Origin of the sequence: Streptomyces sp. NPDC127098 (assembly GCF_042722465.1) — a bacterium.
GTDB classification, from domain to species: domain Bacteria; phylum Actinomycetota; class Actinomycetes; order Streptomycetales; family Streptomycetaceae; genus Streptomyces; species Streptomyces millisiae.
On record NZ_JBHXFJ010000068.1, the window covers coordinates 27,630 to 42,478 of the forward strand.

12 protein-coding genes are annotated in these 14,849 nt (G+C 69.8%); 5 read left to right on the forward strand and 7 right to left on the reverse strand.

All coding sequences use genetic code 11. The features are described 5' to 3' along the window. Positions 1-23: 23 nt before the first annotated feature. The 7 genes from ACFWI8_RS30425 to ACFWI8_RS30455 all read right to left on the reverse strand — a co-directional run bounded on the left by ACFWI8_RS30425 (position 24) and on the right by ACFWI8_RS30455 (position 9,803). On the reverse strand, positions 24-2,543 hold the full coding sequence (locus ACFWI8_RS30425) for a type IV secretory system conjugative DNA transfer family protein (protein WP_387098165.1): 2,520 nt from the start codon (positions 2,541-2,543) through the stop codon (positions 24-26). A gap of 28 nt (positions 2,544-2,571) precedes the next feature. Continuing rightward, entirely contained in the window at positions 2,572-3,420 is an 849-nt protein-coding gene (locus ACFWI8_RS30430; RefSeq protein ID WP_387098167.1) for a hypothetical protein, read from the reverse strand. Positions 3,421-3,496: 76 nt separating this feature from the next. Beyond that, positions 3,497-5,338 (reverse strand): VirB4 family type IV secretion system protein, encoded by a 1,842-nt coding sequence (locus ACFWI8_RS30435; protein WP_387098169.1) that lies wholly within the window; start codon positions 5,336-5,338, stop codon positions 3,497-3,499. A gap of 35 nt (positions 5,339-5,373) precedes the next feature. Then, a complete protein-coding gene (locus tag ACFWI8_RS30440) occupies positions 5,374-6,474 on the reverse strand; it encodes a PrgI family protein (RefSeq protein ID WP_387098171.1) in 1,101 nt (366 codons plus the stop codon). A gap of 12 nt (positions 6,475-6,486) precedes the next feature. Then, the gene (locus ACFWI8_RS30445; RefSeq protein WP_387098173.1) at positions 6,487-8,172 is read right to left on the reverse strand and encodes a hypothetical protein; all 1,686 of its coding nucleotides are present in this window, start codon (positions 8,170-8,172) and stop codon (positions 6,487-6,489) included. Positions 8,173-8,352: 180 nt separating this feature from the next. Continuing rightward, on the reverse strand, positions 8,353-8,676 hold the full coding sequence (locus ACFWI8_RS30450; RefSeq protein ID WP_387098175.1) for a pilin: 324 nt from the start codon (positions 8,674-8,676) through the stop codon (positions 8,353-8,355). A gap of 110 nt (positions 8,677-8,786) precedes the next feature. After that, positions 8,787-9,803, reverse strand: coding sequence for a hypothetical protein (locus ACFWI8_RS30455; protein WP_387098177.1), 1,017 nt, complete (start codon positions 9,801-9,803; stop codon positions 8,787-8,789). Positions 9,804-10,369: 566 nt separating this feature from the next. On the opposite strand from ACFWI8_RS30455, the gene ACFWI8_RS30460 reads away from it, so the two are divergent. From ACFWI8_RS30460 to ACFWI8_RS30480, 5 genes are all read left to right on the forward strand, one after another. Then, positions 10,370-11,116, forward strand: a complete 747-nt coding sequence (locus ACFWI8_RS30460) for a hypothetical protein (protein WP_387098179.1) — start codon at positions 10,370-10,372, stop codon at positions 11,114-11,116. Further along, positions 11,113-12,051, forward strand: coding sequence for a DNA methyltransferase (locus ACFWI8_RS30465; protein WP_387098181.1), 939 nt, complete (start codon positions 11,113-11,115; stop codon positions 12,049-12,051). The genes ACFWI8_RS30460 and ACFWI8_RS30465 overlap by 4 nt, the downstream gene beginning before the upstream one ends. Continuing rightward, on the forward strand, positions 12,048-12,704 hold the full coding sequence (locus tag ACFWI8_RS30470; protein ID WP_387098183.1) for an XF1762 family protein: 657 nt from the start codon (positions 12,048-12,050) through the stop codon (positions 12,702-12,704). The genes ACFWI8_RS30465 and ACFWI8_RS30470 overlap by 4 nt, the downstream gene beginning before the upstream one ends. 187 nt (positions 12,705-12,891) lie before the next feature. Continuing rightward, a complete protein-coding gene (locus tag ACFWI8_RS30475) occupies positions 12,892-13,158 on the forward strand; it encodes a hypothetical protein (protein WP_387098185.1) in 267 nt (88 codons plus the stop codon). Next, on the forward strand, positions 13,155-14,849 hold a 1,695-nt coding region (locus ACFWI8_RS30480), incomplete at its 3' end, for a recombinase family protein (protein ID WP_387098187.1). The genes ACFWI8_RS30475 and ACFWI8_RS30480, both read left to right, overlap by 4 nt.

A 14,849-nucleotide genomic window follows, 5' to 3' on the forward strand; every position in this document is an offset into this window, starting at 1 on the left:
GCAAACGGCCGTGTCGGTTGGGGTCAGGTGACTCGGCGTGGGTCGAGGGTCCTGGCCGGGGGTGCCTTGCCCAGCGGGGCGGTAGCGGTTGGGGGTTGGGCGTTGCGGCGAGCGGCGGCGCGGATGGCGCGGGAGCGGCCGCGGATCGCGGGCGGGAGTTTCTCGGTGACCGCGGTGAATGCCGGCGCGTCGGCTCCGTGGAGGACGGGCCGGACGGCGATGGTGAATGCGCCGAGGTGCGCGAGGTCGTGCTCGGCGAGACGGGGGACGGTGTGGCGGGCCAGGAGCCGGGCGTCCTCGGGGCTGGAGTTGAAGAAGATCTTGGTGCGGGCGTTGGCGGAGATGCCCTCTTCGAGTTCCTTGGGGAGTTGCCGGAGGTACTGGTGTGCCAAAGTGATGGACAGCCGGTAGCCGCGGGCCTCGGCGAGCATGTCCTGAAGTGGGTAGGGCAGGTTGAGGAAGTTGTGGGCCTCGTCCAGGTACAGGCTGGCGTCGGGCCGCTGGCTCTGGGGCAGGTGGGCGCGGGCCGTGGTGGCCTGCCAGGTGCGGGCCACGATGAGGGAGCCGACGAGGTTGGAGGTTTCCGCGCCCAGGGCGTCCCGTGCGATGCGGACCAGGCAGATGCCCCCTGCGTTGAGCACCTGGTCCATGTCGACGGTGGAGGTGCCGCCGGCCAGGGCGGCGCGGACGAACGGCCGCAGCAGGAAGCCGCGGAGCTTGTTCATCAGCGGTGCGATGATCTGGGCTCGCGCCGGGTCGGACAACTCCTCGTACCAGGTCCAGAACCCTTTGAGGAGGTCGTCGTCGACCAGTGCCATGGCGCGTTCTCGGAAGGCGGGGATGGTGAGTAGTTTCGGTAGGTCAGACAGTTTTGGGACGCCCGGCAGCGCGTGCAGGGTCAGCAGGCCGGCCCGCAAGATGTCATCGGTCCGCGGACCCCAGGAGGACGCGTAGACCCGGGAGAAGATGCTGACGAGGTTGTCGACGACGCGCGGGGCATCCGCACCTTCCAGTGGATTGAGAACGGGTGGGCGGGCGTTGCTGTCGGCGTCGAACAGCACCACCTTCTCGCCGAGGTCCTCTGGCAGCCGCGCCAGCACATCGGTGATCAAGTCGCCTTTGGGATCGACGGCCACGACACCCCGCCCCGCATCGGCGTCGTCCAGGATCATGCGAGCGAGTAGCTCGCTCTTGCCGGACCCAGTGGCGCCGAGGACGTGCAGGTGGTGGCGGGCGTCGGCCACGCGCAGGCCCACCGGCCGGTCCCGGCCGGCATCCGCCCTCCCGATCAGCTTGACCCCCGCCCCGCCCGCAGGAACGCCGGGCGGTGGTGCGATAGCGCGGGCCCCGGCCCGCTCCAACTGTGGGACATCCGCGTCCCACGGCAGGTGCGCCAGCACCGCGAGTTCCTCGACGGAGAGCAGATCGCCGCGGTCCAGCCGCCGCTCATCCAGCCAGGGGAGTGTCCGGCGCCGACGCAGCCGGGCGCGACGGTAGTAGTTGTGCTCGCTGAAAACGGCGAATGCTGCCGCCAGCGCATGGGCTCGGCCCCGCAACCGCTCCGCCACCCCCGCGCCGGCGGGCCTGTCAGTGGCCGCCGGAACGGGGCACGTGACGGCGTAACGGATCAACGTCTCGTACTTCGCGCCGCGTCCCTTAGCGACGATCGCCCGGTCCTCGGCGGTTGTCTCCAGTGCCATCTGCCGGTCCTGCACCGACATCCGTCGCCGCGAACGCGGGGAACGAGGGCCGGGCAGCAGCAGATCTAGCAGACCGCTGACTATGTGCGATGAGCGCCCCGAGCGCAGGCGCCGCGCCGCGCGGCGGGCGACGCGGACGCGTCGGCCGGCGACCGGCCTGGCCAGGATTTGCACCACTGCTCGCTCACCTTGGCCCAGTCCGGCGGGCGTGCCGAGCAGGGCGCGGATCGGGTCGGTGGCGAAGTCGGTGCGGATGGGCAGGGCCTCGGTGCGGCCGAGCCGCAGTTGGCCGGCGGCTACTTGGAGCGTGTGTTCGTCCGGTGTCGTGACAGGGACTGGGGCGGCGGGGGCGGTGCGGGTGTGGGAGCCGGGCCAGGCCGTTTCGACGGCGCGCTCGACCAGGCCAGGGGGAACCAGGCCGGGGACCCACAGCTGGATGTGGACGGTTTCTCGGTCGGCGACGTACTCCCACACCACGTGGGGCTGTCCGGTGAAGTGCCTGTGCCAGGCCGGACGCAGCAGCCCGACGAGGTTGGCCCACATCGCCGCGGCCCCGTCCGCGTCCACCTCTGGAGGCGGGAACACGCGCACCAGTCGGGCGTCAGCGGCGATGCGCTGACGGCACCGACGCCGCCACCACACCCACCCCCCAGTCAGCGCTGCGATGGTGGTGGCGGTGAGGACACCGGCCAGGAGGCCCCAGGTGGCGGCCCACTGCCGCACGCCATCCACGAGGTGCTCGAGGACGCCGGTCGGGTCGCGCAGGTATTCCTCCAATGGCGAGGCGGGTTCTGCCCGGGCGGCCGGGAGCCCGGACAGCGCGCGGGTGAGACGATGCGACATCACTTCCTCCCTTCCGGCAGTTGGCGATCTACGCAGCCTGGTCCTGCCGATCGGCCGCCTGCCCATCGGGCGTTGGGTGGGCGGCGGTGTTGCCGCCGCGTAGCAGCCGCAGCCCGCGGCGGTGGTCGAAGGCCTTGGCTCGGGTGGCGCGTTCGGCGTCGACCTCCTGCTGCCAGGTGCGGAAGGTGCGGCCGGCGAGGCGCTTGAGAAAGTGCGGGATGCGGTTGGCCGGTATGCCGACCAGGCGCGGCCCGAGGACTGCGAGGAGATCGTTCGCCTCCTGGGAATGCCAGCCTGCCGCGGTGATGGCGTCCTCGTCGGGGAAGACGTCGGCGACGCGGTCGCTGGCCGGGTCGAGGGCGTTGTCCTGGGTACCGCCGTAGCTGTAGACCCACAGGAAGTTGTCCGGCGGGTCGGGCTCGACCATGGCCCTGAAACGCGCGATCTCCTTGGTGTAGGCATAGAAGTTGACCGCCCACCGGGCGCGGATGATCCGCAGCCAGCTGGCCAGGTAGGCGTCGGAGAAGAAGTCTCCGGAGTCGTGGATCCTGATCCAGGTGCCGCGGAATCGGCGCGCGCCCAGCTCGGTGGTCATCGCGCTCTCCCAGCCCGGCAGGTCGTCGAGCACGAACTGCAGGTTGGCGTGATGCTTGGCCTTGACCTGGGGCCAGGTGTAGGTGCCGTGACGGGCGTAGCAGACGCTGGAGCAGACTCCGGCGGAGGGGCAGGTGTTGTAGGTACGGCCGTCGGGCAGGCGGCCGGCCCAGGCGGGCAGGGTCCAGTTCCAGACCCCGATCGCCCGCATCTCGCGGTTCTGGGTCAGCAGCCGTGCTGGACGAGCGACGGCTGGGGGTGGATGAGGTTCGGCGGAAGGCACACAGGATCGCCCTTCACATAGCGGGGATACGATCAGGCCGCGGCTGAGCGCTCGCGGCGTGCTGAAGATGACGGGGTCAGGTCGCTGAGATGTCTTCTGCGGGGCCGAGGTCGATGAACGGGTCTTGGCCGTCGTCAGCCGCAGGGGTAGCTCCTGTTTCGTCGTCGTAGGCGGCGAGTTCGGCGGGGTTGGTCGTGATCAGCTGGTGCTCGGCCGGTGAGGCGATGGCCTCGAACGCCACCCGCTGCGTGCCGGCCGAGAGGAGGCCTTGGCCCTGGGCGGCTGAGAGGAGGAACTGCCGCTCGCCGTCGCTCAGGTTGAAGGTGTCGGTGATCTCGTCAATGGCCTGGGATGCCTGGCGCAGCAGGATCTGCGTGGCCGCGTTGGCGACAACGGCTTTGCCCAGGTCGGTGGACAGGACATCGGCGGTGTCCTGGGTGGCGATGGTCAGCCCGGCCCATTGCTTGCGGGACGCTTTGGCCATGCGGAAGAGGAAGTCCGCGCCGGCTGGGTCCTTCATGAGGAGCCAGGCTTCATCGACGACAACCAGGCGTGGTCGGCGGATGGTCGGGTTGGACACCCGGCGCCATACCGCGTCGAGGGTGAGCAGGGTGCCGATGGGCTTGAGTTCGTCTGGCAGGTCGCGCAGGGAGAAGACAACGAGGTGGCCGTCGGGTTGAGTTGAGGTGGGGCCGCTGAACAAGCTGGAGAACGCGCCATCCACGTATGGGTGCAGTCGGGCGGCCAGCCCGGAGGCTTCGGCGTCGTCTGCTTGGCGGAGGGTGTGGGCGAGGTCGGCGAGCAGGGGAGCTTGGCGGGTCCAGGTGCGCGGGTCGGCGGTGATGCCGGCCTGCTGGTAGGTGGCGGTGATCGCTCGATCCAGGGTGGCCCGCTCGCCCGGGGTGAGCGCGGTGTCGAGCAGCACGCCGAGGACGGTGTGGAGGAACAGCGACCGCCTGATGAGTGCGTCACGGGGGGCGGTGCGGCGCCCGTCGGGCCGCACATGGATCGGCAGGTCGAGCGGGTTGAGCCGTACTCCTTCGGCGCCGAGGTGGACGTAGGTGCCGCCGACCGCGTGGGCGAGGCGGGCGTACTCGTCTTCGGGGTCGATGACGTAGATCTCGATCCCTCGATACAGGCTGCGCAGGAGTTCGAGTTTGACGAGGTAGGACTTGCCGGCTCCGGAGCGCCCCAGGATGACGCTGTTGTGGTTGTCCAGGGCGAATCGGTCCCAGTGGACCAGTCCTTGGGAGCCGATGTTGTAGCCGTAGAGCACGCCGGTGGGCGCGGCGACGGAGGTGGGATCGGCCGGCGGCAGGTCGGGGGAGGTGAAGGGGAAGGCTGCGGCCAGAGCCTGGGTGTCGAAGGTGCGGCGCATCGATAGCAGGTCCAGGCCCATCGGCAGGCAGGTCACCCAGCCCTGCAGGGAGCGGTAGGTGGTGGGCTTGGCGTCCAGAAGCAGGCTTGCGGCCAGTGCCCGGACGGCGCTGACTTCCGCGCCGAGCTCTTCGCGGCTGGCGGCGTGGACGGTCAGGTACAGGCCGAGGCGGAACAGGCGGCCTTCACCACGGGCGACGCGGGCGCTCAGGTCGTAGGCGTCTTCGGTGGCGGCTTCGACGTGGGGGTCGGGCAGGCGGCCGTGCTCGTCGTTGGACCTGCGGCCGGACTCGAACCGGGCCAACTGGCGCTTGAGGCGGTTCGAGGCGGTGACCGGGTCGATGGGATCGATGTGCACGGAGACGTCGATGCGGCCGGGGTAGGTCAGCAGCGGCTGCAGCCATCCCGGGTGGACCTCCCGTGGATACCCGACGACCGCGAAGGACGCTACGTGCTCGCCGCCGACTTCCAGGTGCCGGGCGCCGACTGCCAGCGCGTCCGGGGCGAACGCGCCACTCTCCCCACCCTGCTGCCGAGCCACCGGAACGGGACGAGGGCGAAGCATCGGGCGTCGGGTCATGAGTCCTCGCCCCAGTGCGTCGTCTGGAAGGAGTCCCCCGCGGTGTCGTCCTCGTCCGTTGGGGCGGTGGTGATGACGTCGTGGGTGCCTGCCAGGTGAGAGGAGGGCGGGATGAGGCTGTCGGGGTTGCACGCGGCGGCCAACACAGCGGTGGCCTGCCCGGCGTCCAGTGGCGTGACGGTGACCCCCACCGGCCCGAGCAACTCGACTGCTTCCTCGATCCGACGCATGAGCCGGGCTTCGGCCGACCGCCGTGCCGCGTCGTCTGGGTCGGTCTGCCGCTTCCCGGCGCGGCGCCTCAGCGCTGCCTTGGGACCGGCGGTGTAGGGGTCGGCAGGGTCTGCCGTGCGTAGGGGTTCGCGGGCGATGAGTAAGACTTGGCGCCGCAGCAGGTTGCTGGAATCCCGCAGTTGCGTGAGGTACTCGGCATGTTCGAGGGCGGCGTGCTCCAACGCGGGATGCGGCAGATGCGGGGCGTAGGTCTGCAACTCCGTGATCTGGGCGGAGACATCGAGGCGTTCGGCGCGCACCAGGATCTGGACGGGAGCGGTCAGGGAGTGCAGGTAGCGTCCGAACGCCGCGGTCAGCGACTCCTGTTCGGCCGGGGTGCGCAAGGCAAAGTTCACCGTCGAGCACACCGCCACGATGGCCATGCCGTCCCGGCCCAGATCGATGACCCCGGTCTCAGCCACGGCCTCGGCGGGCAGCCGCAGCGGCGCCGGTGCCACCTTCCCGGGCGCCTGTTCGGGGTCGTCAGCGGGGACGGCGCGGGCCGCGAGCCACCCGGGCGCGGGCTGAATGCCCTCGGGGGCAGCGATGCGGTAGCGCGGCGCGATGTTCTGCCGGACCGCGGCCCGCAGCAACTGGTCCAGGGGAACACCGTCGCGCCGGCCGAGCGCCAACAGCACCGCCGCCCCGCCCAAAGGCACCGCGGCTGCCAAGAACACGACGAGCGGAACGACGGTCCGGGTAGCGGTGTAGAAGGCGTACAAGAGGATGCCGGCGCCGGAGAGGATCAGCAGTTGGCGGGCGGTCAGCCCGGCCAGCACGGTGTCCTCCCGCTCGACATCCGCCGGTATCCGCACCGGAGTACTCACGATTGCGTCCTCCTAGATCTTCTTCGGGGTGCGCGGCGTCGGGGGCGCGGAGCTGAACGTCGTCGGGGCTGGTGCCCGGCCGCGGGGCGGTAGCGGAACGTTCCCTCCGCCCAGAGAGCCGGGGGAGCGGAAAGTAGGCGCGGCCGGTGCCCGGGGGGCATGGCTCGGCGGCCCGGAGGTGGCCGGGGTGCCGGACTGTTGGAACAGCGGCCGGCCAGGAACCGGTGCCGTGGGCCGTCCCCGCGGGGGCGGTGTGCTGCGGCCGGCCTGGGGCGCGAGGAAGACCGGCGGACCGGGCGGTGCGCTCGTCCGGTTGGGGTGAGGTCGAGGAGCTCCAGAGTGAGGGCCGTGGAAGGTCGGCTGACCGGCGGGCGGCGTGCTGGCCCGGAGGAATCCTGGATGCGCCGGTCCGCCGGGTGCTTGGAAGGTGGGCAGCCCGGGAGCGGTGGGGGTGTGGAAGGGGCGGGGCGCGGGCCGCTGGTTGGGTGCCAGGAACAGCGGCTGGCCGGGCGGGCGTCGCGGGCCTGGGCGGCGAGCGGGCATGGTCGGGGGACCTCCCGAAGGTGGACGACGGGTGGGCGCCATAGACCCGGCGGAGTGAGCCGCGCGAGTGGCGGTCACGCCGCCGCCGCGCAGCAGGCCGAAGGTCTTGTACGTGAGGTAGACGCGCACGAGGCGGCCGGCCATGGAGGGGCGGCCGCTGGTGAGCCGGGTAGCGGCCATGATCCAGAAGGGGATCTTGAACAGGATGTACATCAGCCCCAGGGAGACGATCATGTTGATCGTCCCGGTGCCGGGCGTCGTGCCCAGGAACGTGAACCCGTCGCTGGAGAGGAACACGTTCAGCGCGGTGACCAGGGTCAGGGACTGGGCGACCTGGATGGCCAACAGGCCGGAGAACGCGCGCCACCACCAGCGGGCGATGGCGTCGGTCTGGGGCAGGGCGTGGCACATCAGCGCCAGCGGTGCGGCAGCGAGCAGGATGGTGGTCAGCGCGACCCGCACCACGTAGGTGACCAGGACCGCGACGAGGAATCCGGCAACTGCCAGGGCCAGGAAGACCATGAACATGTTGCTGCTGTCCATGGAGCTCAAAATGAGATCGGTCAACACGACACGGGGCGCCTCCGGCTCGATCCCGGGGTCCAGGAACGCACCGGTCAACGCGTTGGCGATGACGATCATCCGGGTCGCGAAGAACAAACTCAGGGCCGAGGCCAGGAAGCCGAGGATCAGCCGGGGCGCGATCTCGCGGGCGGAGTACTGGGTCTGGACGGTCTGATAGCCCATGACGATGATCCCGGCTGCCATCACCAGCACGGAGTAGGAGGCCAGCACGATCTGCCAGGACCGCGACCACAGCGCGTCCACATGGGGCAGCTGGTCGGGTGTGGGCGTGGCCAGCAAGGTGTTGCCCAGCAGTTCCAGCAGGGGGTTGAGCGCGGCGGTGGCCAGCCCGGTGAAGAACGCGTTGATCGCCGAGGTGATCCCGTCGAAGACCCACCCGGCGAACCCGCCGGGCCCGCCGTCGTCGAGGTCCTCCAGCTCCTCGTCGGCGCCGTCGTCCGGCTCGAGGGTGTCGCCGCCGGGCGGGTTGGGGTCCGGCTGCGGGATGCAGTCCCAGTCCTCGACCGGGTCGCAGGACGGCTCATCATGCTCATCCGCCGGCGCGGCCACCGCCGCTGTGGTAGCTGGCATCGCGGGTGGGGCGGGCTCGGGTGCGGCGTGGGCTGCGCCGGACAGAGCGAACAGCGTCACGGCTGCCGCACCCAGCAGCTGCGGCAGCCGTGGGCGGCGCCGGCACCGCCCGGTCACCCCTCCTCGTTGAGGGCGCGCCGGGCGGGGCCAGGCGGGGTGCGGCAGCCGGACGGACATCGGCTACTCGCCGCCCACGATCCCCTGGAGGATCTCCACCACCAGCGGCGCGAGAGCGACGATCCCGTAGCCCCATGCCGCGGCCTTGAAGGCACGGTTGGAGCGTTCGATCTCGCCCGGGTCACCGCCGGCCAGCATGCGGATCACACCGCCGACCGACAGCATCACCGTGGCCAGGGCGGCGGCGATGCCCATGATCCAGTTACGGATGTTGTCCAACACGGCGTCGAGGGAGTCCTCCGCGGCCAGCACCTCAGCCGACGCACGAGCGTGCGCGGGGGAAGCGATCAAAACGCACATGCCGATCGCCGCGACGGTGACGGTCACAGGCAAGCACCTGTGCTGCACGTCCTGGCCGGGGCGGCGAATGGCCGGCGGGCACGGGGCGGTCGCCCGGGCCGAGCCTGGGTTGGAACGATGGGGGCGGTGTCCGGGTATCAGGCGCATCGCGGCACCTCCGAAGAAGGGGGAGTTTCCGGGCTCGCGGGCGTTCTCCTCCCGCGTATAGAGAGCCCGGATTTCGGGCCGTTTTTGGACAACAGGCCCTGAACTTTTTTGTTTTCTCCCGCACAGGACCCCTCGGCGACATCTGTGGCTGTGCCTACGGAACGTGACAGACCGCCAGGCCGTGACCGGGTGCCAGACGGACTCTCCCGCCGGGTGAGTCGGTCGGCGACGTGGGCGGCGACCGGGTCGCTGGGGTCCACGCTGCCGGAGCCCTTGGCCAGGTAGTCAGCAAGCCGACGCTCAGCACGGCCGCGCGCCTTGTAGGCGGACTGCACGGAGGACTGGTGCTCCCTCGCCCACCGGTCGACGGCAACATCCTCCAGACGCGTGGCGCCGATCAGATCAGCCTCGGTCCGGGTCAGGACCCCCTCACGGACCGCCCGGCCCAGGACCAGGTCCGGGTGACCCCACGGCGGACGCGGCGCGGCGGACCGAAACCCCGGCGGAACCGGCATCGGCGCATTCAGCGCGCCAGACAGCGCGGCCAGCCCGGCACGGAAGGCCGCCCACCGCAGCCGCACCGGCAGCTGCGGCCGCTCAACATCGATCGTGGGCAGCGCGTTGAGGTAGCCGGTGAGCACCTCGGCCTGGACATCGAAGACGTCTTGATCCGGGTAGCGAGCCGCAAGCCACCCCGCGGCCGAAGTCAATGCCGGCAGCGCCATCCCCACGCACGCCAGCGTCCAGGTGGCTCCCTGCCGCCGGGAGCGACGCACCAGTTCCGCCCACGCCGCGTCCCTAGCCGTCTGCGGACAGCGGCGATGCATCAGCCGGTCTCGCAACTCATCCAGCGGAATCAACCGGTTGGGCAGGCCGGAGATCCTCCGGCCATTCACCGACAGCGGCTTGGGCCCAGTCACCAGCCAGGCGAAGCACTCCCGGGCGACCTCCAGCGGATCCCGAGCAGCCTTCACCTGTGCGGCGGCTGTCTGACTCGTTCTCGTCATCGGGCGCCTCCTTCACACGAGGAAGAAAAACGACGCCCCCAAGCAATCCACCTCCGCGACAAGAAATCGACAAGAAGACGACAACGAGAGACACGAAGATCAGACAGCGCCGTCCCGTCACCTATTAAGAAACTCTTACAGGAGCCCGGCCCTACGATTTCGGTCGCCCTCTTCACAGTAGAATCAACAAGGCAGCACGAGTTGAGCCCGACATCCTCTGACCTGCCCTTTTGAGCGATCAGTAAGAGTTTCTTGGCCAGGTGCGATCGCGCTAGGGGACTCCAGGAGCCCTTTAGCCTGGCCCGCTCCTGCCGGCGGTGAGTCGAACTGTGCGGGATTCTCGAGTAACCCCGGCGGAGACTGATCTGGTGCTCGCTCAAGGACGTGACGGCCAGAGCTTTACGGGCGGAAGGGGCAGCGGCGCCCGGGCTGCCCACGTGCCTTGAGAGGGCGGCAGCGGACGACGGCGATGAAAAGATCTTGAGAGGCTGTTGTCCAAAACGGGCGCCAAATCCGGTCTCTATAGGCGAAGGACTAGAACCGCTCGCCCGACCGGAGCCGTGCCCATGACCTCACCACCACCGCGCATCGCCCGCCGCCGCTCCCGCAGCCATCCGACGTCCGTTCTGACCGTCACCGGGGACCGCCCTACCAACGGTGAGGGAAGGGCGCCAGGCTGGGTACGAGAAGCCATCCGGCAGATCGTCACGCTCTACACCCGGCCGAATGATCGCATTCAGCTCATTGCTCCACCAACGTCCGACGCTGAAGGCTTCTCCCGACTGCTCGACGTCGCCCAGTCCGTGTCCCGACGAGGTCGACCGACCGAGGTCCGCACGGTCGCATCCCTGACCCACCCGAGCATCATGCGGACCGCGCAGCGCCAAGAGTCCGAGTCCGACTCCGGACCCCGCCACCACGAAGAGTCCGTCGCCCGACGGGTCCTGACCCGGCTCCGCCCGGACCCCGGTGACACAGACCCGCGCGGACCGGACCGCCACTCGCTGGTCCTGACGATCGCCGGTCCTGAGGCTGCCGACTGGGCCGACACCGTTCCCGGGGACCGCTTGCTGACCCCGACCGGCGTCCTCGCTGCCATTACACACAGTAGTCCGTGTCAGGGGCGATTGATTGATCCGGAACCTTTGCTTATGCACCTGGCGAATCAGTTGGGACTGGCCCTCCTCGACCGCCTCGTGATCGTCTCCACCGGCACACCCAGCGCCATCAGGAACGCATCCCTCCGTCGCCAGGCGCGGCAGGCCTACTGCGGCGTCCTGCTGTTCAGCCACCCCCGGGAGGCGCGGCGATGAACGCCAGCTTCCCGCTCCGGCCGCCTCTTGCCGATCCCGGGGCACGCCCTGAGCCCGAGGACGTGCCCATCGTGTGGCCCACCGGCCAGCAGCCGCAGCAACCCGCCGAACACGGCTACGCCCCCGAGACCGCCCGTGATCACCTGCGTATCCGCCCTCAAATAGCGGCCTTCGCCATCGCCGCCTATACCCGCCCCGGCGACACGGTCCTCGACCCCGACTGCGGAGCCGGCACCACCCTCGTCGAAGCCGTCCGCGCCGGCCGGCACGCCATCGGTCTGGCATCCGGGCGCCGCTGGTGGAACACCGCCCGCGCCAACCTCACCGCCGCCCGCCGCCACCACGACGCCAGGCAGAGCCCGCCGACCGACGGCATGGTCCTGGACCAGACAACACCTCCCGGCCAACTCGCCGCGGCAGGTGCTGTCGACCTCATCCTGACCTCCTGGCGCCACCCCACCGCGCCGCAGCGGCCAACAACGGCCCAGCCCTCTGATCGGCGAACCCCCACCGGAGCCAACCGACTCGCCGAGCTGTTGACCCGGTGCCGACCGCTACTCGCCCCGGACGGACACGTGGTCGTCATCGCCCGCCCGCGACGGCGGGAGGGATACCTGCTGAACGGTCCCGCGCAGATCACCGCCGCAGCCCGCACCGCAAAACTGGCCCTCGTCGCCCGCTGCGTCGCCCTCGTCGCCCCACTCAACGACGAGGACGTGCGCGTGGAGATGTCCATCGCCCAGCGTGCCGCCATCGCCCGCCTCCAGCGCATCACCGGTCACCCCATCGCCGCCACCGCCCACCACGACGTGTGGGTCTTCCGCGCACCGCACGCCTGTGCCAACGCCTCCGCACTCCGGAACGCCGACGCCCCCGAGCTCCTTGGCCGCCCCACCTCGGAATCCGCCACTGAGCTCGCGGAGACAGCAGCATGAAGGAACGTGATCCCGTGAGGGGTGCGGCCCACTCGGCACTGGAGATCGTGCCGGTCACGTTCCGGCAGGCCAAGCAGTTCATCGCGACCCATCACCGCCATCACCCACCGCCGCAGGGCATGAAGGTCGCCCTCGGCGTTGCCGCTGACGACATCCTGGTTGGGGTGGCGGTCGTCGGCCGACCGCTGGCCCGCCACCTGGACGACGGCCGTACCGCCGAAGTCACCCGGACCTGCACCAACGGCACACCCAACGCCAACTCCAAGCTCTACGGAGCCGCGTGGCGCGCCGCCAAAGCGTTGGGATTCCGTCGTCTCATCACATACACCCGGCATCCCACGTGCCGCACCTGTGAACACCCCCCTGACGCCCACAGCTCACCCAGTGACACGGCTCACACCGCACAGCCAGGGCCGGGTCGGTGTGCACACCCGCAGTGCGTCTGCCAGCGGTACGAGGGCGGCGAAACGGGAGCCAGTCTGCGAGCCGCAGGGTTCCAAGCTGTCGCCCACCTGCCGGCTCATCACGGTTGGGACAGGCCCAGCCGACCACGGAGCGCTCGGTACGCAGCCACGGACCGCATCCGGTGGGAGATCACCCGAACGCGTGGAGCCCCGGCCGGACACCCGCCCGCAAACGAGGGCCCACCATGATCGGCCACGGACCGCCCTCGCGACCGGACGAACGTCACCTCCGCGCGCAGGGAGCCTTTGACACGAGCTCGCAAGAACTGAGCACGAGACATAGACACCGCCTTGACCTGCGGTTTTTCCAGCTCATACAGTCAAAGCGGTCGCAGGCTCCCGCAGCAGAGCTGGCCTCGGAACTTCGGGGACACCGGTGACCGAGCACGGCGACATGCCCTCCCCACAACCCTCATCGGCACCACTCGATCCCGCGGCACCCGTGCAGACCTCGCCCAGCATCCCGACCGGCCAGCCGGATGTGACGGTGATCGTGCCGGATCAGCCGCCTTTGCTGACCGCGCCGGCAGCCGCCGCGCTCCTCGAACTGCTGCGACGGGTCGACCGCACCAGCGCCACCCGCCTCACCGAGGAGGTGGGGGACTCGGCGCAGAGCGATATCGAAGAGAGAAGATCAGCGTGACCCTCGCGTTCGCCTTCGCGGGGCGGTGCTCCACCGAGGATCAACAAGATCCGGTTGCCTCCCGGAACTGGCAGCTCACCCGCGCACAGTCCCTCGTCGCCTCCCACGGGCACATCGTCGACGAATACTTCGACGTGGGCGACTCCCGCTCCATTCCATGGAAGAGACGACCACGAGCGGCCGCGCTCCTGGACGCCCTCAAACGCCCAGACCGCGGCTTCGACGCGGTAGTCATCGGTGAGCCACAACGCGCCTTCTACGGCAACCAGTTCGGCCTGACCTTCCCGGTCTTCGTCCACTTCGGTGTGCCCCTGTGGGTTCCCGAGGTAGGCGGCCCCATCGATCCCGAATCCGAAGCGCACGACCTGATCATGTCCGTCTTCGGCGGCGTGAGTAAGGGCGAACGCACACGAATCAAGATCCGCGTGCGCGCGGCCATGGCTGCCCAGGCCAAGATCGAAGGCCGCTTCCTCGGTGGACGCCCACCGTACGGCTACCGTCTCGTCGACGCTGGCCCGCACCCCAACCCCGCCAAGGCCGCCGAAGGTAAACGCCTCCACCGTCTCGAGCCCGATCCTCAGACCGCCCCCATCGTCATCCGGATCTTCACCGAGTACTTGGCTGGCATCGGGATCTTCGCCATCGCCCAGCGCCTGACCGCGGACGGCATCCCCTGCCCCTCCGCCCACGACCGCGAGCGCAACCGGCACCGTGACGGCATCGCCTGGTCCAAGGGCGCCGTGCGCACCATCCTGACCAACCCCCGCTACACCGGCCACGAGGTCTGGAACAAGCAACGCAAGGAAGAAATCCTCATCGACGTCGAAGACGTCGCCCTCGGTCACCGAACAAAGCAGACATGGAACGCGAAGGACGCCTGGGTCCGCTCCGAGCACCCCACTCATCCGGCCCTGGTCAGCCTGGAGACCTTCGAACGCGTCCAGCGACGTTTGGCCTCCCGCACCCCTGCCTCGACAGGCCGCCACAAGCGTTCCCAGCACCCCTACGCCTATAAGGGCATGATCTTCCACGACTCCTGTGGGCGCCGGATGCAAGGAAACTGGGTCCGCGAAGAGGCCTACTACCGGTGCCGCTTCCCCAACGAGTACGCGATCGCCAACAAGATCGATCACCCACTCAACGTCTACGTCCGGGAGGCCGACTTCTCCTACCGCCTGGACACCTGGCTGGCTGGCGCCTTCGCCCCCGACCGCATCGAGCACTCCCTCGACGCCATGGAACAGGCGCAACCCGACAGCAGCACGGAGCTCGAAGCACTACGGCGAGCCGTAGCAGAGTGTAATCGCAAGCTCACCCGGCATCGCGCTGCCTTGGAAGCAGGCGCCGACCCGGCCCTGGTCACATCATGGATTCGCGAGGTCCAGGGGGAGCGCGGTCAGGCCGAGGCCAGGCTGAAACGGCTCAAGAGCGCCGCCGGCCCCTCCGAACGGATGACGCGCGAGGAGATTCGAGGCCTCGTCGATTCTCTGGGTGGCCTTCTGGCTGCTCTGCGTAAGGCAGATGCCGCAGATAAGGCGGAGGTCTACGGCCATCTGGGTCTACGCTTGACCTACGACCACAAAAAGCAAGTGGTGGGGGGGGGGGGGGGGGGGGCCCCCCCCCCCCCCGGGGGGGGGGGGGGGGGGGGGGGGGGGGGGGCCCCCCCCCCCCCCGCAAAAGCCGCGGACCCC